The sequence below is a fragment of the Peribacillus kribbensis DSM 17871 genome (genome assembly GCF_000430765.1).
Lineage (GTDB): Bacteria > Bacillota > Bacilli > Bacillales > DSM-1321 > Paraperibacillus > Paraperibacillus kribbensis.
The window spans coordinates 213,263-239,098 of sequence record NZ_KE387243.1; the positions used below are offsets into that span (position 1 = coordinate 213,263).

Annotated in this window: 23 protein-coding genes and 1 pseudogene; 11 read left to right on the top strand and 13 right to left on the bottom strand. The window is 44.2% G+C overall.

Annotated features, from left to right (window positions below; all coding sequences use genetic code 11):
• Nucleotides 1-83: 83 nt before the first annotated feature.
• Nucleotides 84-1,142, bottom strand: a complete 1,059-nt coding sequence (gene mnmH, locus H539_RS0124830) for a tRNA 2-selenouridine(34) synthase MnmH (protein WP_026695759.1) — start codon at nt 1,140-1,142, stop codon at nt 84-86.
• A gap of 348 nt (nt 1,143-1,490) precedes the next feature.
• Here mnmH and H539_RS0124835 point away from each other — a divergent pair, with 348 nt between their 5' ends.
• The 4 genes from H539_RS0124835 (at nt 1,491) to H539_RS0124850 (ending at nt 5,909) form a co-directional block, all read left to right on the top strand.
• Entirely contained in the window at nt 1,491-2,396 is a 906-nt protein-coding gene (locus tag H539_RS0124835; RefSeq protein ID WP_245602259.1) for a putative selenate ABC transporter substrate-binding protein, read from the top strand.
• 13 nt (nt 2,397-2,409) lie between these two features.
• Nucleotides 2,410-3,159 carry a phosphonate ABC transporter ATP-binding protein gene (locus H539_RS0124840; protein WP_026695761.1) on the top strand — a complete coding sequence of 250 codons (750 nt, stop codon included), beginning with the start codon at nt 2,410-2,412 and terminating at the stop codon, nt 3,157-3,159.
• A gap of 1 nt (nt 3,160) precedes the next feature.
• Nucleotides 3,161-4,786, top strand: coding sequence for a PhnE/PtxC family ABC transporter permease (locus H539_RS0124845; protein ID WP_026695762.1), 1,626 nt, complete (start codon nt 3,161-3,163; stop codon nt 4,784-4,786).
• Between the two features lie 217 nt (nt 4,787-5,003).
• A complete protein-coding gene (locus H539_RS0124850) occupies nt 5,004-5,909 on the top strand; it encodes a selenium metabolism-associated LysR family transcriptional regulator (RefSeq protein WP_026695763.1) in 906 nt (301 codons plus the stop codon).
• A 143-nt stretch (nt 5,910-6,052) separates the two neighbouring features.
• Here the strand turns inward: H539_RS0124850 and H539_RS33490 are convergent.
• Nucleotides 6,053-6,157 (bottom strand): annotated as a pseudogene (locus H539_RS33490) (hypothetical protein); the annotation flags it as partial.
• A 124-nt stretch (nt 6,158-6,281) separates the two neighbouring features.
• Here H539_RS33490 and H539_RS0124855 point away from each other — a divergent pair.
• Nucleotides 6,282-6,815 (top strand): flavin reductase family protein, encoded by a 534-nt coding sequence (locus tag H539_RS0124855; RefSeq protein WP_342664044.1) that lies wholly within the window; start codon nt 6,282-6,284, stop codon nt 6,813-6,815.
• Between the two features lie 171 nt (nt 6,816-6,986).
• Here the strand turns inward: H539_RS0124855 and H539_RS0124860 are convergent, their stop codons facing one another.
• Nucleotides 6,987-7,487, bottom strand: coding sequence for a metallophosphoesterase family protein (locus tag H539_RS0124860; RefSeq protein ID WP_026695765.1), 501 nt, complete (start codon nt 7,485-7,487; stop codon nt 6,987-6,989).
• Nucleotides 7,488-7,637: 150 nt separating this feature from the next.
• Here H539_RS0124860 and H539_RS0124865 point away from each other — a divergent pair, with 150 nt between their 5' ends.
• Nucleotides 7,638-8,072: a hypothetical protein gene (locus H539_RS0124865; protein WP_051348795.1), complete on the top strand. Its 435-nt coding sequence runs from the start codon at nt 7,638-7,640 to the stop codon at nt 8,070-8,072.
• Between the two features lie 193 nt (nt 8,073-8,265).
• Nucleotides 8,266-8,562: a DUF6509 family protein gene (locus H539_RS0124870; RefSeq protein ID WP_342664042.1), complete on the top strand. Its 297-nt coding sequence runs from the start codon at nt 8,266-8,268 to the stop codon at nt 8,560-8,562.
• A gap of 72 nt (nt 8,563-8,634) precedes the next feature.
• On the opposite strand, the gene H539_RS0124875 is transcribed toward H539_RS0124870, so the two are convergent.
• Together H539_RS0124875 and mprF are read right to left on the bottom strand one after the other, a co-directional pair.
• Nucleotides 8,635-9,261, bottom strand: a complete 627-nt coding sequence (locus H539_RS0124875; protein ID WP_026695768.1) for a VC0807 family protein — start codon at nt 9,259-9,261, stop codon at nt 8,635-8,637.
• Between the two features lie 34 nt (nt 9,262-9,295).
• Nucleotides 9,296-11,833 (bottom strand): bifunctional lysylphosphatidylglycerol flippase/synthetase MprF, encoded by a 2,538-nt coding sequence (gene mprF / locus H539_RS0124880; protein WP_026695769.1) that lies wholly within the window; start codon nt 11,831-11,833, stop codon nt 9,296-9,298.
• Between the two features lie 216 nt (nt 11,834-12,049).
• Between mprF and H539_RS0124885 the strand changes: the two genes are divergently transcribed.
• Nucleotides 12,050-13,996 carry an AMP-binding protein gene (locus H539_RS0124885; protein ID WP_026695770.1) on the top strand — a complete coding sequence of 649 codons (1,947 nt, stop codon included), beginning with the start codon at nt 12,050-12,052 and terminating at the stop codon, nt 13,994-13,996.
• An 88-nt stretch (nt 13,997-14,084) separates the two neighbouring features.
• On the opposite strand, the gene H539_RS0124890 is transcribed toward H539_RS0124885, so the two are convergent.
• Nucleotides 14,085-14,627 (bottom strand): GrpB family protein, encoded by a 543-nt coding sequence (locus H539_RS0124890; RefSeq protein WP_035324099.1) that lies wholly within the window; start codon nt 14,625-14,627, stop codon nt 14,085-14,087.
• A 93-nt stretch (nt 14,628-14,720) separates the two neighbouring features.
• Nucleotides 14,721-15,308, bottom strand: a complete 588-nt coding sequence (locus H539_RS0124895; RefSeq protein ID WP_026695772.1) for a TetR/AcrR family transcriptional regulator — start codon at nt 15,306-15,308, stop codon at nt 14,721-14,723.
• A gap of 622 nt (nt 15,309-15,930) precedes the next feature.
• Between H539_RS0124895 and H539_RS0124900 the strand changes: the two genes are divergently transcribed.
• Complete coding sequence (locus H539_RS0124900) at nt 15,931-17,001, top strand: AbrB family transcriptional regulator (RefSeq protein ID WP_026695773.1); 1,071 nt, start codon at nt 15,931-15,933, stop codon at nt 16,999-17,001.
• Nucleotides 17,002-17,054: 53 nt separating this feature from the next.
• On the opposite strand, the gene H539_RS0124905 is transcribed toward H539_RS0124900, so the two are convergent.
• Both H539_RS0124905 and H539_RS0124910 read right to left on the bottom strand, forming a co-directional pair.
• Nucleotides 17,055-18,089: an S-adenosylmethionine:tRNA ribosyltransferase-isomerase gene (locus tag H539_RS0124905; RefSeq protein ID WP_245602260.1), complete on the bottom strand. Its 1,035-nt coding sequence runs from the start codon at nt 18,087-18,089 to the stop codon at nt 17,055-17,057.
• Nucleotides 18,086-18,814, bottom strand: a complete 729-nt coding sequence (locus H539_RS0124910; protein ID WP_026695775.1) for an SDR family NAD(P)-dependent oxidoreductase — start codon at nt 18,812-18,814, stop codon at nt 18,086-18,088. The genes H539_RS0124905 and H539_RS0124910 overlap by 4 nt, the downstream gene beginning before the upstream one ends.
• A gap of 227 nt (nt 18,815-19,041) precedes the next feature.
• On the opposite strand from H539_RS0124910, the gene H539_RS31845 reads away from it, so the two are divergent.
• Nucleotides 19,042-19,197, top strand: a complete 156-nt coding sequence (locus H539_RS31845; RefSeq protein WP_155890251.1) for a hypothetical protein — start codon at nt 19,042-19,044, stop codon at nt 19,195-19,197.
• Between the two features lie 642 nt (nt 19,198-19,839).
• On the opposite strand, the gene H539_RS0124925 is transcribed toward H539_RS31845, so the two are convergent.
• Together H539_RS0124925 and H539_RS0124930 are read right to left on the bottom strand one after the other, a co-directional pair.
• Nucleotides 19,840-20,880, bottom strand: coding sequence for a cytochrome d ubiquinol oxidase subunit II (locus H539_RS0124925; protein ID WP_026695776.1), 1,041 nt, complete (start codon nt 20,878-20,880; stop codon nt 19,840-19,842).
• 14 nt (nt 20,881-20,894) lie between these two features.
• Nucleotides 20,895-22,265: a cytochrome ubiquinol oxidase subunit I gene (locus H539_RS0124930; protein WP_425414769.1), complete on the bottom strand. Its 1,371-nt coding sequence runs from the start codon at nt 22,263-22,265 to the stop codon at nt 20,895-20,897.
• A 117-nt stretch (nt 22,266-22,382) separates the two neighbouring features.
• Here H539_RS0124930 and H539_RS0124935 point away from each other — a divergent pair, with 117 nt between their 5' ends.
• Nucleotides 22,383-23,336, top strand: a complete 954-nt coding sequence (locus H539_RS0124935) for a glycine-rich domain-containing protein (RefSeq protein ID WP_026695778.1) — start codon at nt 22,383-22,385, stop codon at nt 23,334-23,336.
• Between the two features lie 165 nt (nt 23,337-23,501).
• On the opposite strand, the gene H539_RS0124940 is transcribed toward H539_RS0124935, so the two are convergent.
• Nucleotides 23,502-25,031, bottom strand: coding sequence for an acyl-CoA carboxylase subunit beta (locus H539_RS0124940; RefSeq protein WP_026695779.1), 1,530 nt, complete (start codon nt 25,029-25,031; stop codon nt 23,502-23,504).
• Nucleotides 25,032-25,053: 22 nt separating this feature from the next.
• The gene (locus H539_RS0124945) at nt 25,054-25,836 is read right to left on the bottom strand and encodes an enoyl-CoA hydratase (RefSeq protein WP_026695780.1); all 783 of its coding nucleotides are present in this window, start codon (nt 25,834-25,836) and stop codon (nt 25,054-25,056) included.

Below are 25,836 nucleotides of genomic sequence, written 5' to 3' on the forward strand. Positions count from 1 at the left end.
CAAATGGAAAAGTATCGAGACAATAGAGCGAGTATAAAGATATTGTAAAAAAACAGGGAGATTCCCTGTTTCACAGTGGGATATTACATTTTTTTAAAGCTCGATGCCTTATTTACAGACGGAAGGATTTCCTTTATGCGGGAAACAGCCTCGTCTACATTCTGAACCTTTATAGTAAGGATCTTATTCTGTGGATATTTCTCTTTCGCAAAGGCATATCTCGGATCGTAATAATGAATCAAAAGAAGTTCAACCGCCGAATGGAATTCTCCTTCCTCCAGATCCTTTTCGATCTCCGCTGCAATAGGTGTATGGAGGCGCCTCTTTATTTTGTTGAACGCTTCAATGCTTTCCGTTTGGTGCTCCCATGGACGGTAATCCTCCAGGATATGCTTGACTCTTTCTTCAATCGGCATATCGATGAAGATCTGCTTTCCCTGCTCCTTTTTTTCAATGACAAAGTGAGGCAGGACGACTTTCCCGATTCGGCTGCTCTCTGCTTCGAACATGATAAAAGGATGGTCCTGAAGCTCAGTCAGTGTATTTAATAGAAGAGAATCAAAGGATTTTTGGTTGGCAGGCTCAAGCCCGATCTGTCCGAAAATGGATCCCCTGTGTCCTGCGAGTGCTTCTAAATCCACGATGCCATAGCCTTCCTCGGCGAGCTTTTTCAGCATCAGGGTTTTTCCGGTCCCTGTGTATCCGTTTAAAACATAGACCTCAGGTTTCAGGTCGAAGTTTTCGAGGCGTTCAACGACCCACTTCCGGTATTCCTTGAAACCGCCCGCTATCCTGAAGGTTTTAATACCCATGAGGTCCAGCAGAGTGGCCGAAGTCCTGCTCCGCATGCCGCCCCTCCAGCAGAATACAGCCTTAGGAGCTTTGGTTTCATTAAACTGTTTAATAAATTCAGGAAGCTTTGCGGATACAATCTCGAGTCCGCGTTCCTTTGCTTCCTTCACTCCTACCTGCTTATAGATCGTTCCGATTTCTGCCCGCTCTTTATCATCGAACAATGGGATATTGATGCTCCCAGGGATGGTAGAGTCTTTATATTCAGAAGGAGAACGAACATCCACCGTAATGAACCCCTTCTTCTCTTTAAATTCAATAAAATCTTCTACGGTAATATCCTGAAACAATCTTGATCAGCCTTTCCTGTGCAAAATGGGATATCTAAATTTCACCAGCACCCAATTTTTCTATTATACCACTACTAAGTGTCTTCTCCCTAGTATAACTCAATAAGAAGAAATAGACGGGTGTTTAAGCTCTTTTTTTTCTTATTAGCTGAGATTTCATCAACAGAATTACCGGAAATAAAAATATGACCGTTATTCTCGTTTTCAATTAATCGTTAGCTTAACAGCAAACATGAATTATAAAAAATATTTATAAGTGATATATAAAAATTTTATATTCTCTCTTGCTTGAAAAATTTTATAGAGTAAAATAGAGCAGTAAGAAAAAAGTATTTAATTGAGGTGTAAATGATGAAAAAATGGGTTTCGGTAATTATTCTAGCTGTTCTTGTATTCTCCTTAGCTGCTTGCAGCGGACAGAATGATAAACAGGACAGTAAAGAAAAGAAAGAACCAAAAACACAGGAAGTGTTTAAAATAGGGGCAATTCCAGATCAAAATGCAGCTGACCTGAGCAAAGGCATGACGGCGGTGGCAAAATATTTAAGTGATAAAACAGGCATGAAGGTTGAATTTGTTCCAAGTGTTGATTATGCAGCGCTTGTAACTGCTTTCCAGCGTGGTGAAATCCATATGGCGTGGTTTGGCGGACTAACAAGTGTACAGGCGAGAGCGCTGGTTCCTGAGGCCAATTCCTTCGCGCAGCGGCCGCGTGATTCACAGTTCCACTCAGTATTTATTACACAGCCATCATCCGGCATCAATAAGCTTGAAGATTTGAAAGGCAAATCGTTTACATTTGGCAGCGAAAGTTCTACTTCTGGCCACTTAATGCCCAGGTATTATCTAATGGAAGCCGGCATTGATGCCGAAAAAGATTTTGACGGTAAACCAAATTTTTCTGGTTCCCATGATACAACCTATAAATTAGTTGAATCTGGCTCCTTCAAAGCGGGCGCTTTAAACGAAGCTGTATGGCAGGAAGCAGTGAAAAACCACAAGGTGGATACGAACAAAGTAAAGGTTTTCTATACAACTCCTCCTTTCTTCGACTATAACTGGACACTTAACAGCAATGTTAATGATGTATTTGGCCAAGGCGCAGATAAAAAAGTGAAGGATGCCATTTTGTCCATCACAACTGAACAAAAAGAAATTACCGACTTCTTCCAGACAGATAAATTCGTTGAAACGAAGAATTCTAACTATGGAAAAATAGAGAAAGTAGCAAAAGCTTTAAAGATGATACAGTAGAAGGAGTTCAGAAATGTCTTCAACGAAAGTAATTGAGGGAAAACAAATAACGAAACATTTTGGGCGGAAGATAGCATTATCTTCCCTTTCTTTTATCATTAACCATGGAGAAATAGTTGCGCTGATCGGACCAAGCGGAGCGGGAAAAACTACCTTGCTCAATACCATTGCAGGGTTGGTACCTCTGGAAAGCGGTGAACTTCTGATTGACCAAAAGCCTCTTCCTTCGTATCGTGGAAAGCAGCTGGCCAAAAAAGTAGGTGTGATCCGGCAGCAATTTGATTTAATCGGCCCCCTCGCAGTGATTCACAATGTTCTTGCCGGGAGACTGGCCGATTGGGGGCTGTTTAAATCATTGATTTCCCTGCTTGTTCCACAGGAAAAAGGATTAGCGATGGAGGCTTTAAATCGAGTAGGTTTAGCCGAGAAAGCTTACGATATAACGGCTAATCTTTCAGGCGGTGAACAGCAGCGTGCAGCAATGGCACGTTTGCTGATACAAAACCCCGAAATTATTCTGGCAGATGAGCCCGTGGCGTCACTGGATCCCGCGAGGGCAGAAGATGTGATGGCCATGCTGGTAAACCTCGTTTCAGAGAAGCGGCAGACGCTGATTGCCAGCCTCCATTCCGTTGAATATGCCCGCAAATATTTCACGAGAATAATCGGGATCAAAAATGGTGCCATTTTTTTTGATCTGCCAACCAAAGAAGTAACCGATGACCTTTTGGCGGAGCTTTACCTTTTAAAGGAGAAAGCATAACATGAAAAATTCAGCTCTTCTCCTGCCAAAAAGGTTTATTTTATCGGTGTTTTTGATTGCTATATTTGTATGGTCTCTATTCTCAGTCTGCTGGAATTCTGGTTTGTTTCACGCTGGCGGTTTCGTCACCCTGCTGCAAATAGTAAAAGGTGCCATTGAGCCGGATTTCACACCTGATATATTGGCCAATGGTTTAAAAGCAGCCTGGATTACTCTAGCTTATGCTGTTGCTGGAATGTCGCTGGCCATTCTTTATGCCTTTATCGTAGGAATTCTGGCTTCGGGTACACTCACTTCTACAAAAGCGGCCCACCTGACTTCAAAAATATTTTTTCGGGGTATTCTTGGTTTTACCCGCTCCATCCATGAATTAATATGGGCATGGCTTTTTGTTGCGGCAGTAGGTCTTTCTCCGTATGCAGCAATCCTGGCTTTGGCGATTCCATATGGCGGAATTCTAGGCAGGATTTTTGCTGATATGCTGAATGATGTTCCGGAAGAGCCGATCTTGGCGTTAAAAGCTGCAGGAGCATCTAAATTACAAGTTCTCGTTTATGGTCACCTGCCTTTAGTCCGGGCTGATATGATCAGCTATACAATGTACCGCTTTGAATGTTCCATCCGTTCCTCAGCCATTATGAGCTTTGTAGGACTTGGCGGACTGGGTTATGAAATTCAATTATCATTGGCGGATTTAAAATACAGCCAGGTTTGGACTTATGTTTATTTTCTTATAGCCCTCGTGCTATTAATTGATGGGTGGAGTAATATAGTCCGACGGGGTTTGGTTGAGGAAAAACGAGTGAATGGGCTCAGTATTGGCTGGCTCTCCTCTTTCCTCACTGTTCTATTAATCATTCTCTCGTGGGTTTATGTAACAGCAGGCATTCATTTTCTTGATCTTTTTTCTGATAAAAATATTCAATATGGCCAGCGTTTTTTTGGAGGTATGTTTGGTGCCGGCAACCCCCATCCTGCCTACTTAGATAAAGACAACTGGGCAAGTGCCTTAAAACTTACCCTTGAGACCCTCAAGATGAGTATTATGGCCATTGGGTTTGCCACCATGGCAGCGTTCATTACCGTCCTCCCTGCTGCAAGAAATATCGCTAATGGGCAATTAACATTAAAAAAGAGATGGTATAATTGGATTTTATTCGGCTTTATCCGAATTCTATATATTTTTTCCCGGTCTGTTCCTGAGCTGGTATGGGCAATGATGATTATCTTCCTATTTAAACCTGGTTTATTACCAGGGGCAATTGCACTTGCGCTTCACAACTTCGGAATACTGGGAAAACTCTGGGCTGAAGTTATTGAGGATATGGATTCACGTCCTATCCGCAATTTGTCCTCAGCGGGCGCTTCACGATGGCAGTCTTTTTATTACGGCATTCTTCCAAACGTCTTACCACGGTTTTTAACTTATATCTTATATCGGTGGGAAGTCATTATGCGTACGACCATTGTTGTAGGTTTTGTCGGTGCAGGAGGATTGGGGATACAATTTAAGCTAAGTATGAGTTACTTCCAATATACCAATATAACACTGCTTTTGATTTGTTACATGGTTCTCGTCGTTATTGCAGATTTTGCATCAGAGAGTACCAGAAAAGCGGTGAAATAAAAGAGCCTGTTCGAGGAACAAGCTCTTTTATTTCTAAGCTCTGTTAAACTTGCCTGTTGATTCCGCTCCAGCCGGCATAATGCACCCATTAACAAAGAAAATTTAATTAGGCTATTTCTAAATATCCGTAATTTACTCACATGCAGAGGATTTTTAAATTACCTTACCAAGGCAGACAAAATTAACTTTAAGAATAAATGCCAAGGGAGATGAAATAATGAATTTAAAAAAACTTGAAGCCTTCATTGCAGTTTTGGAAAAGAGAAGCTTCTCGGAAGCGGCGGCCGCTTTGAAAAGTTCACAGCCTGCCGTTAGTATAAAGGTAAAGAGCCTTGAAGAAGAATTGGGGATCGAGCTTTTAGATAGAGGCCATTCTGGCATAAAACCTACTTTACAAGGCAGCTTCGTATACCAGGCAGCGAAAGATATAACAAAGAGATGGGTACAATTAAACGATGATTTAAAAGGATTTCACAATACATTAACCGGAACCCTTACCATTGGAGCAAGCTCCATTCCCGGCACATACCTCCTGCCCCGATGGATTAAGAACTTTCGGACACTTTATCCGAAAGTAAAAATTACAGTTGAAATTAGTGATTCAACAAAAATATTAGAAAAACTTCTTAACCATCAGATTGATGTTGGAATAGTAGGAGTAAGACAGTCATCAAGTAAAATGACTTTTAGTCCAATTGCAGCTGACTCCCTCGTCTGTATAACGCCAAAACAATTTTCTTCTTCCATTACAGATAAATTGGATTTTAGCAAACTAAAGGAGTATGACCTTGTCCTAAGAGAAGAGGGCTCCGGAACCAGGTTAGTCATGGAAGAATACTTTCACTCTTACGGCTTTTCCCTGGATGATTTCAATCCCTCGATTTCGATTGGAAGTACAGAGGGAGTTATTGCTGCTGTGGAGGCAGGTATGGGGTTTAGTTTTGCTTCAAGGCTTGCGGCGGCTCCAGCAGTGAAAGCGGACAGGATTGAGATGATCGAAGGATTTCAACCTTTTCATCGAAGTATTTATCTTTCAATTCTTAATGAAACAGCTTCCCGCCCGATTATCAAGGAATTTGCAGATTTTTTAGTAAATGGAGACCCGGAAATTGGAATTTCCTAAATTCAAGACAAGGGAGATGCTGTACTGATCAGCTAAGTGCAGAACGCATATTTGATTATAGAGCTGAGCTGGTGATACCGGGTATGTACCCTCTCGTACTGGACACTATATTCAAAAGCCCTGAATTATTATGGTTTTTAGAAAAGGTAAAACAACCAATCATCGCTATTTTGATGCCAGTGAAGTTCTCTCATTGCACCCGGTTGAATCCCAATGAGTGCTGCTCCCGACTGTTTTTGAACTGGAAAGGCCGTTAGTTGAATTTGGTCTATAAGAATTATAAAATGGATTTTGTTAATTCGTAAAGATAACATGGTGTAAAGATTTCAAAAGGAGGAATTTAAACTGAGAACCCCAACAGATAAATCGCTAATATACACCTATCCGGGCCTTGTCGCTATTGTCACCTCTCGAAGTAATGGTACACAAAATTTAATGGCGGCAGCCTGGCACACATATCTGGGCATGGAACCTCCGACTTACGGAGTTTCCATAGGCAGGGCCAGACATACATATAATCTTATTGCAGAAAGTGGCGTATTCGCAGTTAATTTTTTGCCAGCACATTTATCGGAATGGATTCAGCTTATCGGAACGACAAGCGGCAGAGATATAGATAAGTTTAAAAAATTCGGCATTCCGTACCAGGACGGGTTACAAGTGGATGTGCCGATCTTACAAGATGCTTATTTCGCTTATGAATGTAAAGTAACAGATGTTCGAACTCACGGTGATCATGAATTATTTTCGGGTGAAATCCTGCAGACATATAAAGATGCAGAAATGTTTAAAGAAAACCAAATACCCGATTTATCAAAACTGCAGGTCCCTCTTTATTTTGGCCGTTCCACATATCTAATCGCAGATGACACAGCAAAAGTGAAGAAGCATTATGACCAGGGATAACCTCTATTCGATCTTTATTGTTGGTATTTCGTTCGTATCCTAAAAAGGTTCTTCTCTTTATTTTCGGATCCGTAGTGGTTCTGGGCATCATCAGCGGACTTATTGGAATGCACCTTATTTAAATTTCACGTGTAAAAGCCCGGCTTACTTAACAAGCCGGGCTTTTGCATATCAGCTTTTGTCATTAAAAAAGATATGCTCAGCCTGCACGTTTCCGCTTGAGACAGTCAATCTGCCAAAGGAATACAGCGCCTGTCTCCTTTTATCTGTGGGAGATCCTGGATTGAACAGGAGAATTCCTCCTTCTTCCCTCTTCATGGGGATGTGAGAGTGGCCGAATATAATGCAGTCGACCTCTTCGTTTTCAAAGGCATGCAGAGCCCTTTTTTCGGTAGTCCCCTTTTTTCCGTGCCCGTGTACGACTCCAATGCGGACACCCTCAATCATAAGAAGGAGCTTTTCTGAAACAAGCTCTTTCATTTCTGGGCCGTCGACATTTCCCCATACTCCCTTAACCTCCGCATAACCCCGCAATTCCTTCCATACTTCAGGTGTCTGCCAATCACCCGCATGAAGTATTAAGTCTGCTCCTTTTAACTCTTCCATCAGGATGCCAGGCAGCTTCGACGCCCGTCTTGGCATATGGGTATCCGAAATGACAATGATGTTCATACAATCCCTACTTCCGTGTTTTTTTAAAAAGGAAGACATTACCGAAAAAATACGAAAAAGCCCGAGCTCCCCGGCATATTTTAGAGAAGTACAGGGGAGTCATGCGGAAAATCGCAACTGTCCCCCGATTTTTAAGGAGGTTCGATTATTATGTCTGGATATGAAAATCAGTATGGGCTGCCCCAGTTTGGGGAGGCAGCCGGTTCTTCTGCTCCTGGAGGGCTTCAGCAGGCAGAGCATGAGCAGCAGAGGCCGATTTATGATGAGTTTAATCAGTATGATTATTCCGTGCAGCCTCAGGTTCAGCAGGTCTATCAACAGGGGTATCACCCCGGTCAGCAGTCTTATGCCAGTTCATATGCCCCATATAACCCATATATCCAGGATCCCGATGCGGCCCATCAGGAAAGACAGCCCCAGATAAGAGAGCTTGAGAGAAGGGTCTCCACTCTTGAGAGGCAGGTCGCGGACCTGAATCAGCGAGTCGAGCGTAATGCAAGAAGACTGCAGAGAGTGAACCAGAGACTTCGTGCGGTTGAACAGCGGTTTAATTTCCCATTCAGCCCGTTTGAAGGCGGCTATTAGAAGATTTTTTAACGTCTGGAGCTATTCAGGCGTTCTTTTTTTGTTATTCCCCTGAGCAGAAGTAAAAAACATATGAAAGAAACATGATCTAAGACTTTGCCCTTTTTAATATATTTGGGTAAGATATGGAGAGATGAAAATCTTTTGCGGATACTCTTATATCAGCTAAGGACTTTTCCTATGGAGAAAGGAATTGTATAAAAGAATGAATATTATCAACCATGAAGCACAAGAAATAAAAGATCCATTTGGAATTTTGATTGGAAACAGATATGAATTTTATTTGCAGATAGATGTCCCGGAAGATGATGAGCTTTATTCGGAAAAAGGGATTTACATAAGAGTTTTATTTACAGTGAATGAAGATCAATCATCGATTGCCAATTATACCATCCACGAATATGAGACAGACAATGTTCTGGATTTTGAATTAGAAGAGGAAGAAGAAAAAATGATTGCTGCTTATTGCAGAGAACACCTTCCTGAATAAAAGCAAAGAGGCTGCCTTCAGTCCAGCTCCCGCACTTCTTAAACGTGCGGGAGCTGACTGATGGACAGCCTCTTATTTTTCCAAGATTTCCTTTTGGTTTTCATTCATGATTCTTGTGATGAAAAAGAAGCCGACAGCTGTAAGCAGGGTGATTGCCCAGCTGAATACCTGCCGCAGGATGATTCCTTTATCAAAAGCATCGACACCATAGTCCTTGATCAGCCAAATCTTCACTGCGGCCAGTACAATATCCCGGAAGGCATAAGCAGTGGTTATAAGATTAAAGATGAAAAGCGCCCTTTTTTGATAAAAGGTACCTTTTAGCTCTTCCCTGTCCATTCCCTGCAATTCGAAAATGTCCAGGGCAAAGAGAAGGCCGATCGGCTTCTTTATAGCGATGGAAAGAAGGAAGACTCCTCCCAAAAAGAATAAATAAAACGTATTGTTCCACAGCATCTGCAGAGCAGAACCTGCCAGCACATCTATCAAGGTCCCGATCACGAGGTTCAACAGGATGAACAGCCCAAAGAAATTGACTTTTTTCACTTCGAAAAAGCGGTATAAGCTGTATAAAATCCCAGGGACAGAAGAAGCGAGCATCGCATAATAATCGCCCATTGGCCCTCTTCCGAACTTCCAGACGAGAAGCGGTACAGCTACATAAAATAATAAATCCAGAAAGATAATGTTCTTTTTCATTTCCTACCACCCTTTCTCGAATATTTTTTTCCATCTATCTTTTTTTGCCTCTGCTGGAAATGAGTAAGGATAGCTGAACCATGGCAGCCGGCAGCGAAGATTTCCTGCGGAATGCCAGGTATTTTGGCTCCCAAGACGATGCATATTTTTCCTTGAAGCTTTTAAGGCCCTGAAAATGATAAAGAAAATGGCCATATTGATAGATCAGGGCAGCGATTTTTTCGCTGGCGAACGAATACTTGGACAGCCCGACGTTGAATAAGGGGGCCATCCCCAGATTGAAATAGGAATAATGATGTTCCCTGCCCCACTGGAAAAGTGAGATGAAAAGATAATCCATAATACCTTTTTCAGCATAAGGCAGAAAACGCATTAAATCAATCGATAGTGTTTTGCTGTCATCGTACATGGGCATAAAGGTTGCAAAAGCAAGGACTTTCCCTTTTTTATCCTTTAATAGAGCAAGGGGTGATATATTAATATAATTCTTATCAAAAAAGCCAAGGGAAAAACCTTTTTCCCTTCTGCCATCCAGCCACAAGTCTGAAACATTTTTAATGTCTTCCATCAATTCAGCCGAAAAAGGCGGATGAAGCACTTCAAATGCCACCCCTTCTCTGTTGAATTTATTCTTGATGAAACGCATATATTTCATTTTACTGCCTTCCAGGGAAAAGGCTGATAACTCTATACGAGCTTCCTCCCCTAATTTGAAAAAATCAAAGCCGTGGGAATGCAGATAAGGCAGCATGGTGCTGCTGATCTGATAATAGACCGGTTTTAAGCCAAACAGGTCTGCCCGGTCCTGGAATTCTTCCAGTGCAGATATGAACTGCTCCTCGTTTCCTGTCGGGTTGCCCAGAATCACCAATTTATCACCGAATTTTTGGAATACAAGCAGAACATCCCGGCTTTTGTTCCAGTAAATATATTTATCGTTCAGGAACGTAAGATGAGATAACGTGCTCCCTCCATACCGGGTGAAATGCTCTTTGATTTCTTCAAAGTGAGGGCCAGCTCGTTCAAATGTAAAATGTGAAGGCCTGCTGGCGAAATACCCTATGGCCAGGACAAACCATGCAATGATAATTCCCACGAAACCGCTTCTGAACAGCTCCTCGGAATCCTGTATCAAATAACGGTCCAATACGTGCGGGATCTTCACTTGAACATCAGGGAGATAGATATACCCCACATAGAAATATAAGCCCACAAAGAAAAGAACCAGTAAAAAGTCAACAGCTATTCTGCCCCATGTGGGGACAAAATTCAAACGGTAAAACCTGCCCCGCGAGAGGAACAGCAAAAAGGCTACGCCCAGAATGAACAGGGCTTCTTCATAATCGAACCCTTTGATAAAGGTAAAAATAGAGCCGCAGACCAAGACTGTGAAGGTCACATAATACGCCCATTTTACACGGTATTCAATCCCCCGTGCCAAGGCAAGGAGCGCAGTGCCCATTGCGACAGACAGCTGGTGTGAAACGGTAAGAACGGGATCCGACATAAGATGGTGAAGGAATTTTACTCTTTCAAGCACGCTTGGAAAAGCAGCTGACAGAAGTAAGGTCACCCCTGAAAGGAAAACCAGCAGGGTGATTACCCAGTGGCTGGCATACCCGACCATATAGGAGGGAAGCTGGTTCCACTTTTTATTAAGAGTCTTCCAGAGCTTTCTGCATAAAAGGCATGCAGCTGTAAACCAGGGGAAAAAATTATAGCTGATCCGATAAAGCAGCAAAAGGAGAAGAATCTTTTCCTTCGGGATATCCATCCATCCAAGATTCAAGAGAAAAACAAAATCAAACGAACCAATTCCGCTCGGAATTAAGCTGATCACCCCTGCACAAGCTGCCGCTATATAAATCGGGGCCAGGTCTGCGAGAGATATGTTCAGGCCAAGGACCTCGGAAATCCCCCAGATGGTCAATAACGCAGCTGCCCATTCCCCAAACGATGTCATAATCAGCTGCAGCTCGGTTTTGAGGCTGATTTTCTTTTCACTCTGCCTTTTCTGCTGAATGGTATAGGAGATTAAAAGGACAGGGAGATAAAGGGCGATGGCAATGATCCCTATAAAGAGCCATTTGTAGGATTTAATAAAAGGCGCGCTTAAAATCCCGGTCAGGACCATCCAGCACAGCAAGGATAACCCGCTTAAATAAAAGAGCGAGATCCTGGCGATACCTTTGACGATTTCCGTCCTGCTTTGCTCCTTGGTTTTATAAAAATAGGTCCGGAGTGCGGCCCCTGTCAGTCCCCCAAACCCAAGGAAATTGGAGAAAGCATTGGCCATAAAGGAATTCCCAAAAAGCTCCCTGCCGGGTACTTTCCTATTGAGGATTTTCAGCAGGATCACATCATAGAAGCTCATTGGCAAAAGGGCTGCCAGCCCAAATGAAAGAATTAAAATAAACTTTACAGCACCGATTTCTGTAAGATTCTTTTTTAACAGGCCAAAGTCGATCCCTTTGAAAAAATGCCCTCCCTCATAGATAACGAGAGTCAAAATAAGTAAAGGGATCAGAACTTTTACAGCCAATAATAGTCTTTGTTTAGTAAAATATTTCATTTATACCTGCCTTTGAGCTGGAAGTTAGTGTTTTGAGTAACTGTCCCATATAAATACCTCTTCTGGATATTTTACCCGTTTTGCCTCTATATAGCTATCTTTTCATGGGATCAACTGCGAGGTACTTTTCTCTTTGGTGATTTTGTTTCCATTGATGGTTCTCGTCCCTTATAATGAATATATATTCAGAATTTTATCTATTTTCGGGAGGTTCTTATGTCTCAGTCACCTGTTTGGTTTCCTAGTGAAGATTATAAAAAAACAACCAGAATGTACAAATGGATGAAAAAGTTAGGGTTTGAAGACTACGAGTCTTTTTTTCTTCAGTCTGTCGATGATATTTCCTGGTTCTGGGAAGAAGCAGAGAAGGAACTGGGGATAGAGTGGAATACCCCTTATAAAAAAACGCTTGAATTGAGCAATGGACTTAAATATCCTCACTGGTTCGTTGGCGGGAAAATGAACATCGTCCACAATGCCATCGAAAAATGGGCCTTACACCCCGAGATGGCAGATGAGACGGCTGTCATCTGGGAAGGAGATGATGGCGGGTCAAAGACGTATTCCTTTAAAGAGCTAAGCGGTGAAGTCAATGTCATCGCACGCGGCTTAAAGCAGCAGGGTATCCAGTCCGGGGATGTGGTAGCCCTCTATATGCCGATGATTCCGGAGACGGTCATTGCGATGTTTGCCATTGCCAAGATCGGCGCCATCTTCTGTCCCGCTTTTTCCGGTTATGGCGCGGAGGCAGTATCGACAAGATTAAATGCGTCAGGAGCGAAAGTGCTGATAACAGCTGACGGCTATTTCCGCAGGGGCAAAGTGATTTCGATGAAACAAGAAGCAGACAGGGCTGCAGCCGGCTCCCCGAACATCCAAAAAGTGATTGTCGTCGAGCGCACGGGCTCCTCAGTTCCATGGAATGAAAATAAAGATGTAAAGTGGAATGACCTTAAAAATGCCGGTGCTGAGGAAAAAACGGTAGAAACCAGGGCGGATACCCCTGTTATGCTCATTTATACATCAGGTACGACAGGAAAGCCAAAAGGGGCGGTTCATACCCATGCAGGTTTCCCTATTAAATCAGCCTTTGACGCCGGCATCTGCATGGACGTTTCTAAAGGCGACACTCTTTTCTGGGTGACCGATATGGGCTGGATGATGGGGCCGTTCCTCGTCTTTGGCGGCCTTGTGAATGGTTCATCCATTGTACTTTTTGAAGGAACACCGGATTTCCCCGATCCCGGCCGTTTATGGGAGCTGACGGAAAAACATAAAGTCACACACCTCGGTATTTCTCCTACCCTGATCCGCAGTTTAATGAACCGCGGGACGGAGTGGATCGATAATCATGATCTTTCTTCACTTAAAGCCATCGGTTCAACGGGTGAACCATGGAATCCTGAACCTTGGATGTGGCTTTTTGAGAACGTTTGCAAAAGAAAGGTCCCAATTATCAACTATTCGGGCGGAACCGAAATATCCGGCGGAATCCTAGGCAATGTCCTCCTTAAGCCTATTTCGCCTATCACCTTCAATTCCCCTATACCAGGGATGGATGTACATGTATATGATGAAGATCAAAATTCTGTGCTGAATCAAGTCGGGGAGCTTGTCATCCTCCAGCCATGGGTAGGTATGACCAATGGTTTCTGGAAGGAAAACGACCGGTATGAACAGGCGTATTGGAGCAGGTGGGGAGATACCTGGGTCCATGGAGACTGGGTCATCCAGGATACAGAAGGCTTCTGGACCATAACAGGCCGTTCTGACGATATCATGAATATCGCGGGAAAACGTCTGGGCCCCGCAGAGCTTGAATCCGCACTGGTGGAGCATGAAAATGTCATCGAAGCAGCGGCAATCGGTGTTCCAGATCAGGTTAAAGGAGAAGCTGCCGTCTGCTTTGTCGTCCTTAACAAAAAGCCGGAGCAATATGATGAGTTAAAGGCAGAGCTGTTCAGCCTGGTATCCAAGCATTTGGGCAAGGCACTGCTTCCCAAGGATTTTTATTTTGTGGACGAACTTCCTCGGACAAGGAATGGCAAAGTCATGAGAAGAGTCATCCGCGCAGCCTATTTAAACCAAAATGCCGGAGATGTGTCATCGCTTGAAAATCCGGCAATAGTAGAGGCCATTAAAAATATGAACATGGCAAAATAGAAAAAAAGCAGCGGTCTCAGCGAGCTCCTTGCCCCGCCTTCTTTTACGAAGGTGAGTAGGAACAGCAGCAGGAGACCGCTGCTTTTTATTATGCATCAGATGCACCCGGAAACCACCCGTGCTGCTGGCTCCAGTCATCCGCCTTCTTCATGGCGCTCCAGATGAATGGCTCCTTTGCATTTACATATTCTTCTCGATGTTCTCTGTATTTCTCTGCCAGCTTGTATTTTACCTTCTCATATTCCATTCTGTCTTTTTCGCTATGCCGCATAAAATCCCTGAATAACAAGGCAAATTGTTCGGGCCAGCTGCCTGCCTGTCTGACATGGATATGAGTTCTTTTTGTACCAGGCGGCTCCCTGAAAAAACGCTTGGTGAGCTCTGGATTATCCGCATGAAAAACATAACCGGCAGATTCCAGCGGCAGTAGATACTCGTTCAGACCTGCCAGATCTTTGACTGAAATCTGGATATCAATCACTGGCTTTGCCGCCAGCCCCTTAATGGAAGTCGAGCCTATATGGTCAATTCGCACTGCCGTATTGCCCAATAGTATTCGTAATTGTTTGCCTATTGAGCGGAATTCTTCTGCCCAGTGTTCCTGATGGGGCTCAATAATAATAGGTTCCATACATTCCTCCGCTTGGTACCCAAAATAAAAAAAGGAAGCTCCCTCCCTCTTTCATATCTTTGTGTATAGTTTTAGGTGGTCATTCGATCAGAATTATCTGGTAATCTCGCATAAAAAAGTCCGGACCATAAACTGTACTTCTTTCTCAATTTCTACCTTGCTGGAAAAATAAATTTTTTCCGTTAAAGCATTAACAAAGTTATAAAAATTAGAGGCAAGATACACATAATCCTGTTCCACGATTTCTCCGTTATCTTTGGCATCCTGAAAGATAACAGCGATCGTTTCATAGATTTGCTGAAGAGTCCCATTAAATTTATTAAGGAGATCATTTCTCAGATGAAATGGGGGGAATAAAGCAACACGTTTCCATAGCAGGTAGGGTACAGGATCATCCTCTATGTTATTTACGATCGCAGAAACAATAAAATGGGCTCGTTCCTCCAGCTTCATGCCCTGTGTCTGCCGGATTTGATCACTGAGGAAATTCGTATAATACTTGGCTAAAAAGTCATACACAGATAGAAAAATATCTTCCTTGCTTAAGAAGTAAGTGCGAAGATCCGAAGGAGTGATGCCTATTTCCTTCGCCAGCTGTTTAAAGCAGGTTCCCTCATATCCTTTCCTGGCAAAGTGCTCGAGAGCAATCTCCTTAATCATAAGAGCAGTGGTTGTGTTCATTAATGGGGCCCCTTCATTTCGTTTTTACCGATGACAATGGAAAAGTTCTTATAAATAAAAAAAATCTTGATTATACAGCTTTGCAAGTTCATGTCATGGAGCAGTCATTCTCCGTTAGGAACACTTCTGCCGTTCAGAACGGTTCCTTCTTCCTATGGCGGGCTCATTCATCCAGTATCAGGGACAGCAATCTATAAAAATTGGCAGCTGGATGATTCAGCAGAGGCACTTCCCTGCACATAAGAAATCGAATCTCATACCAGGATCATACATACTTCTATTCCCCGCTTTCCTTTTCTGGATCACTCACAGCCTTCGATCATAAGTGTTAGGAATTGAACTGTCAGCTGAAACATGTTTCTGCAGGAAAAGAACGGCGCATATTGAATGAATACTCAGTCATAATCAAGACAAATGACCCGGGTAAAAAGGTTCGAGGAGTGATTAATTTATATTTGTGGACTAAGTACTGAATTTTCTAAAATTTAAAGTCAAAATTATTTTAACACAGAGCTCACCAAAGACAAAGCGATGTGTTTTGGGCCGAGGAAAAAATATTTGCTTATTTTCGATATTAGGACTATGTTAACAAGTAGAAAAAAGAAAGTAAGAAGGTTTTATCATGGCATCTACAACTAAATCATTTCTTTACTCCCTATGCCTTGCTGCAGCAGGAGGTTTGATTTTTTCACTCATCTCCGTGCCGATTCCCTGGCTCTTGGGACCAATGGCCGCAACCCTGATCGGAGCAAGATTTAAAAAGTATAAAGTGGTGTGGCCGGTCTATATCAGGGATGCAGGTTTAATAGTAGTCGGGTATTCGCTGGGTCTTTCCTTTTCCAGGGAGTCCGTGATCCAGATTGGTGCCCAGCTTCCTTCCATGCTGTTATTGACCGTTCTTCTCGTTTTATTTTGCGCCCTAATGGCCTGGCTTGTATCAAAAATAACCGGTATCGATTATCCGACCATCCTGACAGGGAGTATTCCCGGCGGGCTGTCCCAGATGCTGATTCTTGCAGAAGAAATGAAGGGCATCAATATTACAGTAGTAGCCTTTCTTCAGGTATCAAGGCTGATTATGCTGGTAGTGATTGTACCTCTCCTGATATTCAGCCCGATTTTTGGCGGGCACCGGGATGCATTGGCGCAGCATGCAGTTCCGTTTCAGCATATCGAGGTCTCTCATGCGCTGATGTTTTTAATGGTTGCTGTCCTTTGTGCATTTCTGGCGAAAAAAGCGAAGCTTCCCACCCCCTTCCTTCTTGGGCCTATGACAGGGACTGCCGTTCTGGTCCTTTTGGGCTTTAAAGGAATTCAGCTTCCTGGTGGACTGTTGAATGTGTCCCAATTTATGATCGGCGGATATGTTGGATTGCTTTTAAAGCCGGAGAAGCTCGAAAAAAAGGTGAAGTTCACCTTGATCAGTCTTTTGAGCGGAACCGTACTGCTTTGCGGATCCTTCGGATTCAGCCTTCTGCTCAGCTCCCTCCATCACCTTGACCCTGCAACAAGCTATCTCAGTGTTGCGCCAGGCGGTATGGACCAGATGGGAATCATGGCTCATGAGGTAAAGGCGGACTTATCCATCGTGACAGGCTATCAATTATTCCGTTTGTTTTTTATTTACTTTATAATCCCGCCTATGCTGAAAATGCTATTTAAGCTAATGCGGAGACAAAAGCAGATACAGTGAAAAAACCGGCTCGCGATTATTTCGCAGCCGATTTTTTTATGGCTTACTTCCCGCTAAACAATGAGATTCATATCACCAAACTCATGCCAGAGATAGTTCTCCCGAACGGCCTCATGATAGGCTTTAAACAGCTTCTCTTTTGGCAGGAACGCTGAAAGCATATCCAGGTGGCTTGCTTCTGGCTCATGGAGGCCGGTGATGATTCCATTTGTCATATTCAGCTTAAAGTCTGAATGGACATATAAGTTGGTCCAGCCTTTGAGATTCCTGGTGATTGCTGCCGTTTCCAGCGCCCTTACAACGGTTGTCCCGACAGCAATGACTCTGCCACCTGCCGATTTAGCCTTTAAAACAGATTGAAGGGTTTTTTCCGGAATGAAATATTCTTCATGATTCCCGGAAGGATCGGGCTTCCACTTGTCATCCAAGTAATAACTGAGACCTGTGTGCAGCTGCAGATAAGCAATCTTGACTCCTTTTTCCTGAAGCCTAAATAGCAGCTCCCAGCTGAATGCCCTTCCAGCGGACGGCATTTCTACAGATCCCGGGACAGACGCGTATACGGTCTGATAATACTCAAGCTCCCATGGCAGCTTGACATACTCGTATCGTACTGGCTCGCCCAGCTGATAGATGGCATTCCATAAGTCTGTCCCTTTCAGGTTGAATGTGATCGTCTGGAGCGGCTTTTTAGCATCCAGGAAGATGATTTCGGCTGCCAGAAAGTCTGAAAACACCAGCCTGTCTCCTTTTTTCATTTTCTCTGAAACGATCAAGGCTTCCCATACCCAACCGTTTTTTCGATGCGCAAGCCTGACTTCTACTGCATCCTCAATGGTATGGAAACTTCTCTTTAAGGATCCCTTCAGGATGGCAGGAATCGTCCGGCTGTTATTTAACACCAACAGATCTCCCTCTTTTAAATATTGGTCAATTCGATAAAAAGAAGTATGCTCTGACCTGCCCGTTTTACGGTCAATCGAAAGGAGTTTCACATGATCCCGCCGGATTCCCCTCTTTTCAGGCGGGCTTGCTGCATTTAATTCACCAGGAATAATAAATGTCATAGATTCTGTAAGCATAGTCATCCTTCCTCCCTTTTAAAGCTCTGGGCCTCTAATCTTTGTCCGTGGACTGTTGATTCATCCGACGCCAGGAATAAGAATACATCGACCACCTCATCGGGTTCTGCAAGCTCGTAATCGCAATGGGGTACTGCAAGTGCATGCATCTCGGTATTGATTTCTCCAGGATCCACCATATTCATTCGTATTCCGGTCCCTTTCAATTCGTCTGCCCAGGTTTGGGTCAGCCCCTCGACAGCAAACTTGGAGATTCCATAGGCTCCCCACCCCGCATAACCCGTATGCCCAGCCTCTGAAGTCACATTAATAATCGAGCCGGATTGCTGCTGAAGCATAAGCGGAAGGACCCTTCTCGCTGCCAGGAATGGTGACAGCACATTCATTTTTAGAACCTCTGCAAAATCATCCTCAGGGTAGTCGGCCAGAAACGGCATGGGACTCGGACCCAGCATGGAGGCATTATTGATCAGTACATCGATTCTGCCGAAATATTTCTGTGTCAATGCAGCAAAGCGCTCCACATCCCTTGAGTTCCCAGCATCTGCCGCAACAGCAAGTACTTTCCCTCCAAGCTTTTCTGCTTCTTTTTTCACCTCTAAAAGCGGACCCTCATTTCTTGCACAGATCGAAAGGTCAGCTCCCGCCCTTGCAAAGGCAAGCGCCAGCGCTTTTCCCAGTCCTTTAGATGCTCCTGTAATCATGACCACCTTTTTTTCAAATGTTTTCATACTCTTCGTCTCCCTCTCATTTCTTTTCATGTTTTTATCTTAATAAAAATGGAAGGAATCCTCCTCAGGAGGAAGTTTGAAGCTTTTCTACAACTTTTGGATGAGATACATGTCGGTATGCTGAAACCTTCCTGCGCCGATGCCCATCTCCTTGATTTTGTCAGCAAAGCTGTACACACTTTAAATCATGAAAAACACTTCAAATGGTATAAAGATATGAATTATTAATGGCCGCAAATTTTGTTGCTTCCGAAAGAATTGAAAATGCGAATCTGAAGGATCGAATACATACAGCAGTTGAAACGATCATCCAGGCACAGCAGGCGGCGATGACAGCTGAGATGATCGGCTCGGCTGCCGCAGCAGGTTCAAGCAGCAATTAAAATAAGCCGGCGGGAAGGGTTTCCTGCCGGCTTATTATTTATTCCCTATGTGCCAGAATCGGGTATTGGCGCCATTTCAGAGGTATCTCTACCCTGTTTGAACATTCAGTAAGACTGATGTGAGTGCATCAGACCTTCAGCGATGGACAATGCAAAGTAGAAAAATTATAATCCGGAAATTTGAATAAATAATCCGATACCCCCATTTTATAAGCCGGAGTAATGATCCGAAATAAGCCATTAATGATCCAAACGGTACATAGGATAGACTAGCGGTTTTGGGAATGAGCCGTTTTTTTGTCTTTTGATCTGGAAAACATTGAAATGGTCTGTTCGTACAGTGAGTGATCCAGGTTTAGGCGAAATGGTCTGATTACCCAGTAAATGATCCGGGATTCAGCGAAATGGTCTGATCGTACAGTGAATGAACCTGAGTTCGCTGAAATAGTCCGATAGGAGCGTGAATGATCCTGACTAATTGATCCGATCCCCACTAACTGCGCCTTACTTCAGCCATTATCCAACCAGCCCATAAAAATATCTTTAGAATGCATCCGCCAGTATTTAACGGGAGAAAAAATCAAGGAGGCCAGGTTCAATTGCTGACAGCAAATTGAATCTGACCTCCCCTATTCTGTTTCCCTAGTCTGTCTGCCTGACCGACCTGTCTCTCATGAACAGGCGCCAGAAAAAGTAAAATCCCGGAAACAAGATGGCAAAGCCTACTACATATACAATGAAGACAGCCCGGAAGGAACTCGGGTCGGTAAAGCCTGTTCGGATTGTCTCATTATCGTAGATGATATATGGAAGATGTGCCCTTCCATAAACAAAGCCTGCCAGAAGAAATTGAATGATCGTCACGATGACTGCCAGCCTTGGAATCCCCTTCAGGCCTTTTCCTCCGGGAATCATAAGCAGCGCACCAGTTAGGATAAAGCAGGCAGCTGACGTAATCAGGAGCGGCAGATTGTCCATCATTTTGATATAAATCCAATTCGCTTCAGTTTTCAGAGTGACCATAATTAAAAACGCACAAATGAGTGAAATGGGCCCTGTAATCAGGGCATCCCGCCTGTAAACTCCATAAGCGCGCAAATCGCCTGCTGTCTTTGAATAATCCGCTAAGAGGAGCGATGACAAAAACAAGGAGCTTATAATGGCGAATGCAATAAAGGCATACACATTCGGGCTGGTAAACAGAAGACCCAGCGACAGGGATTCCCTGCCGTTTTGTTCGATGACATACCCTCCCTGGGAGATCGGAAGCACAGCGATCAGCAGGCCGGGAATGAGGATTCCTGTTATGCCTGAAACGTAGATAAGCAGCCTTTTATATTTTTCGGCAGCATGTGAAAACACGAGAAATGCGCTTCGGATCGTGATCAAAAGCAGGATCAAGCTTCCTGGTATGAGCAAAATGGTGCCCAGGGAGTATGCGGCACGGGGAAACATGCTGTAAATCGCGACAACCAAGGCCACGATAAAGACATTGGTCACTTCCCAGGTTGGAGAAAGATATCTGTTTGCGATATTGGTTACATTGGTTTTATCTCTGTTGATATAAATCATGGACCAGAAGCCTGCCCCAAAGTCCATGGCTCCCATCACCGCATATATAAAAACAAAGCCCCATATTAACGTAATTCCAAGGATTTCATCTGTAAGTGATAATCCATACATGTAGATTCCCCCCTTTAATGAGCTGGATAATTTTTATCATCCGGGTCAGTCTGGCCTGACAATTCATGGATGAGCGGATTTCGTTTAAAGTAAAAATAAAGAACAGCAATCACCACAATTCCAAGCAGCAGATAAACCAGAATGAATAGGAGATACAAGATTCCTAAGTTCTGCTGGCTTGTAACAGAATCTGCGGTGCTGAGGATATGGTAGATCGTCCATGGCTGCCTTCCGGTACATGCCAGGATCCAGCCAAATTCGATGGCAAGGATGGATAAAGGAGCAGATAAAAAGAAAGCAAACAGCATCCATTTGGGTACGACTGTTTTTTTCTTGAATTTCAGCCAGTACACGCCGATGATGGCAACAAGGATGGAATACATCCCAATTCCGACCATCCCATTGAACATCGTGTGGATGAATAAAGGCGGCCAATAGTCCCTTGGAAATTCATTCAGCCCGCGGACGACTGTATCAAACCGGTTGCCGGCTAAAAAGCTCAAGGCCCAGGGAATCTCGATGGCATGTTTCACTTCCTGTTTTTCGGGGTCTACAGAACCGCCTATGGTCAGCGGAGCATGAGACTGAGTTTCAAATAAGCCTTCCGCTGCCGCAAGCTTCTCCGGCTGATATTCATATAGATATTGTGCCGAGGCATGACCGCTTAATGCGCTGATAAGAGAGATAACACCGCCTAGGATGAGGCTCATGACTAAAGCCTTGGCATGAAATTGATAAGAACGGCTGCCAGGCGAGTTCCTCAGCATTTTAAATCCTGATGTTCCAGCGAAGACAAATGAGCCTGTCATTAAGGCGGTCAGTGAAACATGACCGGCGGTAATGAAAAAGGCTGGATTAAAGAAAGCAGCCCATGGATTCACATCAACAATCTTGCCATTTACCACCCTAAACCCCGCAGGAGTGCCTTCGAAGGCATGAACATTCGAAATAAGCACAGCGGATGCAAGGGCCCCGAAGGTAACGAGAATCAGGCTGATGATTCTCGCTTTAGTGGAAATACGATCATAGGCGTACACATAAATCGAAAGAAACAGCGCTTCTATAAAGAACGCATAAATTTCAATCTGGAACGGCAGGGCCATGACCCGTCCTATGACTTCCATAAATCCCGGCCAAAGCAAAGAAAGGGAGACGCCGGCAATGGTCCCTGATGGAATGGCCACGCCCAGAAGCACACCCTTAACCCGTGTCCATCTTTTCGCCATAATGGAATAATCCTGGTCTTTCGTCTTTAAGAACATCAACTCGGAAATCAAAATCATGAATGGAATCCCGATTCCTAATGTCGCAAAAATAATGTGGAATGCCATAGTGGTCCCAAACATGGCTCTGGCAATTACTAAATGACTCACTTCTATCACCATTTCCTATAACAGTTTTCCTGTATTTTCTGCGAACTGGCATTTTTTATGCAAAAAAGAAGGAATAGGAATGTATTCATGTCGAATTATCTGAGAAACGAATCTCAGGGAGGGAATGTCATGAGCTATATCACATTTATCGTGGGGGCGGGTCTTGGAGCGCTGCTCACTGTATCAATAAAGAAGAACCGGGCGCCAGGGAACAAAAAGCTGATCCAATCGCCGCTTCCTGTGCATTTAGGAATAAAGCCCGATCTTGGACTCGAGGCACTGGAGGAAAAATTTCAGTCTGCCTGGAATGATGAATATGCAGAAGAAGTGAAACTCCGGGTTCTTAAGGAAGGAAACATCACTCTTGAGGATTATCCTTATTATGAGCTGGAAATCAAGCGTTTTTTTATCTTATCCAGCCTTATGAAAAATGCGGGGATGTATAATGATTCAGTCGATGAAATCTGGCATGAGATGATGATGTTTTCAAGAAGCTACCAGACGTTTTGTGAGAAATTCATGGGAAGCTATCTCCATCATGAGCCTAAAAGCATGCTGGCCAGGGATGCAAGCAGGAACAGTACGGAGGGGAAAGATCGAGCGTGGTTTGATTTAATCTATTCCCAGCTGTTTGAACTTACTCCTAACACGCACCGGATGTACGGTCCCTTCTTCAAACATCGATTATCACAAGAACTCCTTTTGGAAATAGAGGAAAAGAACACGTGGGAAATTTCCAGTTCTTATTTTAATCCCCGCACTAGCGAAGGGGAAGAAGCTGTTCTGAGGCTGGTCGATCAAATAAAAAAAGAGATTGCCTTTATTCAAAGCCGCAAAAATGAAAAGCCGGGTATCCAGTTAACCAAAGCTAAAAAGTCCGGGGATGAGAGCTTTTTGGCCATGTTATTCTCTTCTTACTTCGGAGGAGATGCAGACAATCCCTTTGATCACTCCCAGCATCATCCCGGACACAGCCATCATAACTCTGATAGTTCCGGACACTCTCATCACAGCTGTTCGTCCCATAGCTGCTCCTCCCACTCCTGCGGCAGCTCGTGCGGAAGCTCCTGCGGCAGTTCTTGAACCCATTCAGGGTTCTTTTTTAGGTTTTTCGAGCTGTTTTTGCATTATTTTTATTCATATTAAACCAGCAATCATGAATTTTTTTAAATTAAAAAAGGAAAAAAGAATATTTTTAGCAGATAAAAAAGGAGGCCCGGAACTGAACCTCCTTTTCAAAATAGAGCATTAAACCGGATAAACTCCATGTTTCCTATTCGTAAATTGTAGTTTTTTAGTGGAATAAGCCGCGAATCTTGCAATCAGCTCATCTCTCAGTGAATCCGGCTGAATGATGTCATCGATCACCATTTCGGAAGCGAGGCGGTATATGTCGATATCCTGTTTGTACTCCTCCCGTTTCAATTCGATGAAAGCAGTACGTTCCTCCGGAGGAAGCTCTTTGATTTTGTTGGCATAGACGGCATTGACTGCTGCTTCCGGCCCCATCACGGCAATGGAGGCTGAAGGCAGGGCCAGACAGCAGTCAGGCTCAAAGGCAGGGCCTGCCATGGCATACAAGCCTGCACCATAAGCTTTTCTTACAACTACGGATATTTTGGGAACTGTCGCTTCACACATGGCTGAAATCATCTTGGCTCCATGGCGGATAATTCCTGCCTGTTCCACCTTTGTTCCGATCATGAAACCAGGAATATCAGCCAAGAATAGCAACGGAATGTTGAAGGCATCACAAAGGTTAATAAATTTCGCAGCTTTATCGGCTGAATCCGGGAATAATACGCCTCCTTTCACCCGGGGCTGGTTGGCGAGGATCCCGACGGGCTTTCCGTCCATCCGGGCAAGGGCCGTGATGAGCTCCGGAGCAAATAATTTTTTGATTTCGCAGAAAGAGCCTCTGTCGATAAGATTGTCGATCAGCTCATACATTTGGAATGGTGCATTCTGGTTCTTTGGCAGAAGCTCGGATATTGGTTTTACATCTGCACGCGGGCTCAGCATCTCATACTGCGGCGGCAGCTCAGAATAATTCTCAGGAAAATAAGAGAGATAATTCCTCGCGAATGATATGGCTTCCTCCTCGGTCTTTGCCATAACATCGCCGCAGCCAGACTTAGAACAGTGCATCCTGGCGCCGCCCATTTCTTCTTCTGTCACTTTTTCACCGATGACCATCTCTGCCATTCTTGGAGATCCAAGGTACATCGACGCATTGCCTTCGACCATCACTACGATGTCACAGAAGGCCGGTATGTAAGCCCCCCCTGCAGCAGACGGCCCGAATAACAGGCAGATCTGAGGCACCCTTCCTGAAAGCTTGACCTGATTGTAAAAAATGCGTCCTGCTCCTCTTCTTCCCGGGAACATTTCAACCTGATCGGTGATCCTGGCTCCTGCAGAATCTACGAGATACAGCATGGGAATATTCAATTTTTCAGCCGTTTCCTGGATCCTGATGATCTTTTCAACGGTCCTTGCACCCCACGAGCCAGCTTTTACGGTGGAGTCGTTGGCCATTACACATACCCTCTGGCCATTTATTAATCCAATACCTGTTACAACTCCATCCGCCGGCAGACCTTCTGCCTGGCAGTTGGCGAAGAAGGCATCTTCGAAGTCAAGCCCATGATCGAATAATAGACGGAGTCTTTCTCTGACAAAAAGCTTTCCTTTTTCCGCGTTTTTTTGATGATATTTTTCAGATCCGCCTTTTTGGATTTTTTCTACTTTTTCTACGAGTGTTTCTAGCTTGGTCATTCGCTCTTCCCCGCTTTCACAATTATTCACCGGTGTATTGCGGCTGCCGTTTTTCCTTAAAGGCGAGCAGCCCCTCCTGCCTGTCCCTGGTGGGGATGGTGACGCTATAGCAGATTTTCTCAATAGATAAGCCTGTTTCCAAATCACCCTGTCCTCCTAAATCGATGGCCTTCTTCGCCTGCTGGACGGCAATAGGGCCATTTTTGGAGATTTCAAGCATCAGCTCCATCGCCCGGTCCAGTAAGTCCTCCTGTGGGGCAGCGTAAGATATAAGGCCATAGGTTAAGGCATCCTGGGCATTAATCCTTCTCGCCGTATAGATGAGCTCCTTCGCCCTGCTGATCCCTATGAGCCTTGGAAGCCTCTGGGTTCCCCCGGCACCCGGGATGATTCCCAGCGAAGTTTCGGTAAGGCCCATTTTTGCTGAATCTGCGGCCATTCGGATATCACAGGCAAGAGCAAGCTCCAAACCGCCTCCAAAACAGGCGCCGTTGATGGCAGCCGCGGTAGGCTGAGGAAGCCGTTCCAATTTAGTCACGACCTTCCCGATCAAGGCTACAGTTTCTTTTACTTCTCTATCATTCATGCCCGCCCGTTCCTTCAAATCTGCGCCGGCACAGAATGCCTTTTCACCGCTGCCAGTAAGGATCACTCCTCTTATGCCGGGATTAAACTCTATACCATCAAGCAGACGATCAAGCTCCCTTAGCATCTCCCTGGATAGTGCATTGGCTGCTTCTGCCCTGTTAAGGGTAATGACAGCTACGCCGCCTCCCATGGTTTTATAATCAACGATCGTTTCCAT

Coding starts and splice junctions, on each gene's coding strand:
- H539_RS0124840 (WP_026695761.1), top strand. CDS start 2,410: ATGTCTTCAACGAAAGTAATTGAGGGAAAACAAATAACGAAACATTTT.
- H539_RS0124890 (WP_035324099.1), bottom strand. CDS start 14,627: ATGGAACCTATTATTATTGAGCCCCATCAGGAACACTGGGCAGAAGAA.
- H539_RS0124875 (WP_026695768.1), bottom strand. CDS start 9,261: ATGAAAAAGAACATTATCTTTCTGGATTTATTATTTTATGTAGCTGTA.
- H539_RS0124945 (WP_026695780.1), bottom strand. CDS start 25,836: ATGGAAACGATCGTTGATTATAAAACCATGGGAGGCGGCGTAGCTGTC.
- mprF (WP_026695769.1), bottom strand. CDS start 11,833: ATGAAATATTTTACTAAACAAAGACTATTATTGGCTGTAAAAGTTCTG.
- H539_RS0124940 (WP_026695779.1), bottom strand. CDS start 25,031: ATGACCAAGCTAGAAACACTCGTAGAAAAAGTAGAAAAAATCCAAAAA.
- H539_RS31845 (WP_155890251.1), top strand. CDS start 19,042: ATGGCCGCAAATTTTGTTGCTTCCGAAAGAATTGAAAATGCGAATCTG.
- H539_RS0124925 (WP_026695776.1), bottom strand. CDS start 20,880: ATGTATGGATTATCACTTACAGATGAAATCCTTGGAATTACGTTAATA.
- H539_RS0124935 (WP_026695778.1), top strand. CDS start 22,383: ATGAGCTATATCACATTTATCGTGGGGGCGGGTCTTGGAGCGCTGCTC.
- H539_RS0124900 (WP_026695773.1), top strand. CDS start 15,931: ATGGCATCTACAACTAAATCATTTCTTTACTCCCTATGCCTTGCTGCA.
- H539_RS0124905 (WP_245602260.1), bottom strand. CDS start 18,089: ATGACTATGCTTACAGAATCTATGACATTTATTATTCCTGGTGAATTA.
- H539_RS0124910 (WP_026695775.1), bottom strand. CDS start 18,814: ATGAAAACATTTGAAAAAAAGGTGGTCATGATTACAGGAGCATCTAAA.
- H539_RS0124895 (WP_026695772.1), bottom strand. CDS start 15,308: ATGAACACAACCACTGCTCTTATGATTAAGGAGATTGCTCTCGAGCAC.
- H539_RS0124860 (WP_026695765.1), bottom strand. CDS start 7,487: ATGAACATCATTGTCATTTCGGATACCCATATGCCAAGACGGGCGTCG.
- H539_RS0124930 (WP_425414769.1), bottom strand. CDS start 22,265: ATGGTGATAGAAGTGAGTCATTTAGTAATTGCCAGAGCCATGTTTGGG.
- H539_RS0124865 (WP_051348795.1), top strand. CDS start 7,638: ATGTCTGGATATGAAAATCAGTATGGGCTGCCCCAGTTTGGGGAGGCA.
- H539_RS0124845 (WP_026695762.1), top strand. CDS start 3,161: ATGAAAAATTCAGCTCTTCTCCTGCCAAAAAGGTTTATTTTATCGGTG.
- H539_RS0124885 (WP_026695770.1), top strand. CDS start 12,050: ATGTCTCAGTCACCTGTTTGGTTTCCTAGTGAAGATTATAAAAAAACA.
- H539_RS0124850 (WP_026695763.1), top strand. CDS start 5,004: ATGAATTTAAAAAAACTTGAAGCCTTCATTGCAGTTTTGGAAAAGAGA.
- H539_RS0124835 (WP_245602259.1), top strand. CDS start 1,491: ATGATGAAAAAATGGGTTTCGGTAATTATTCTAGCTGTTCTTGTATTC.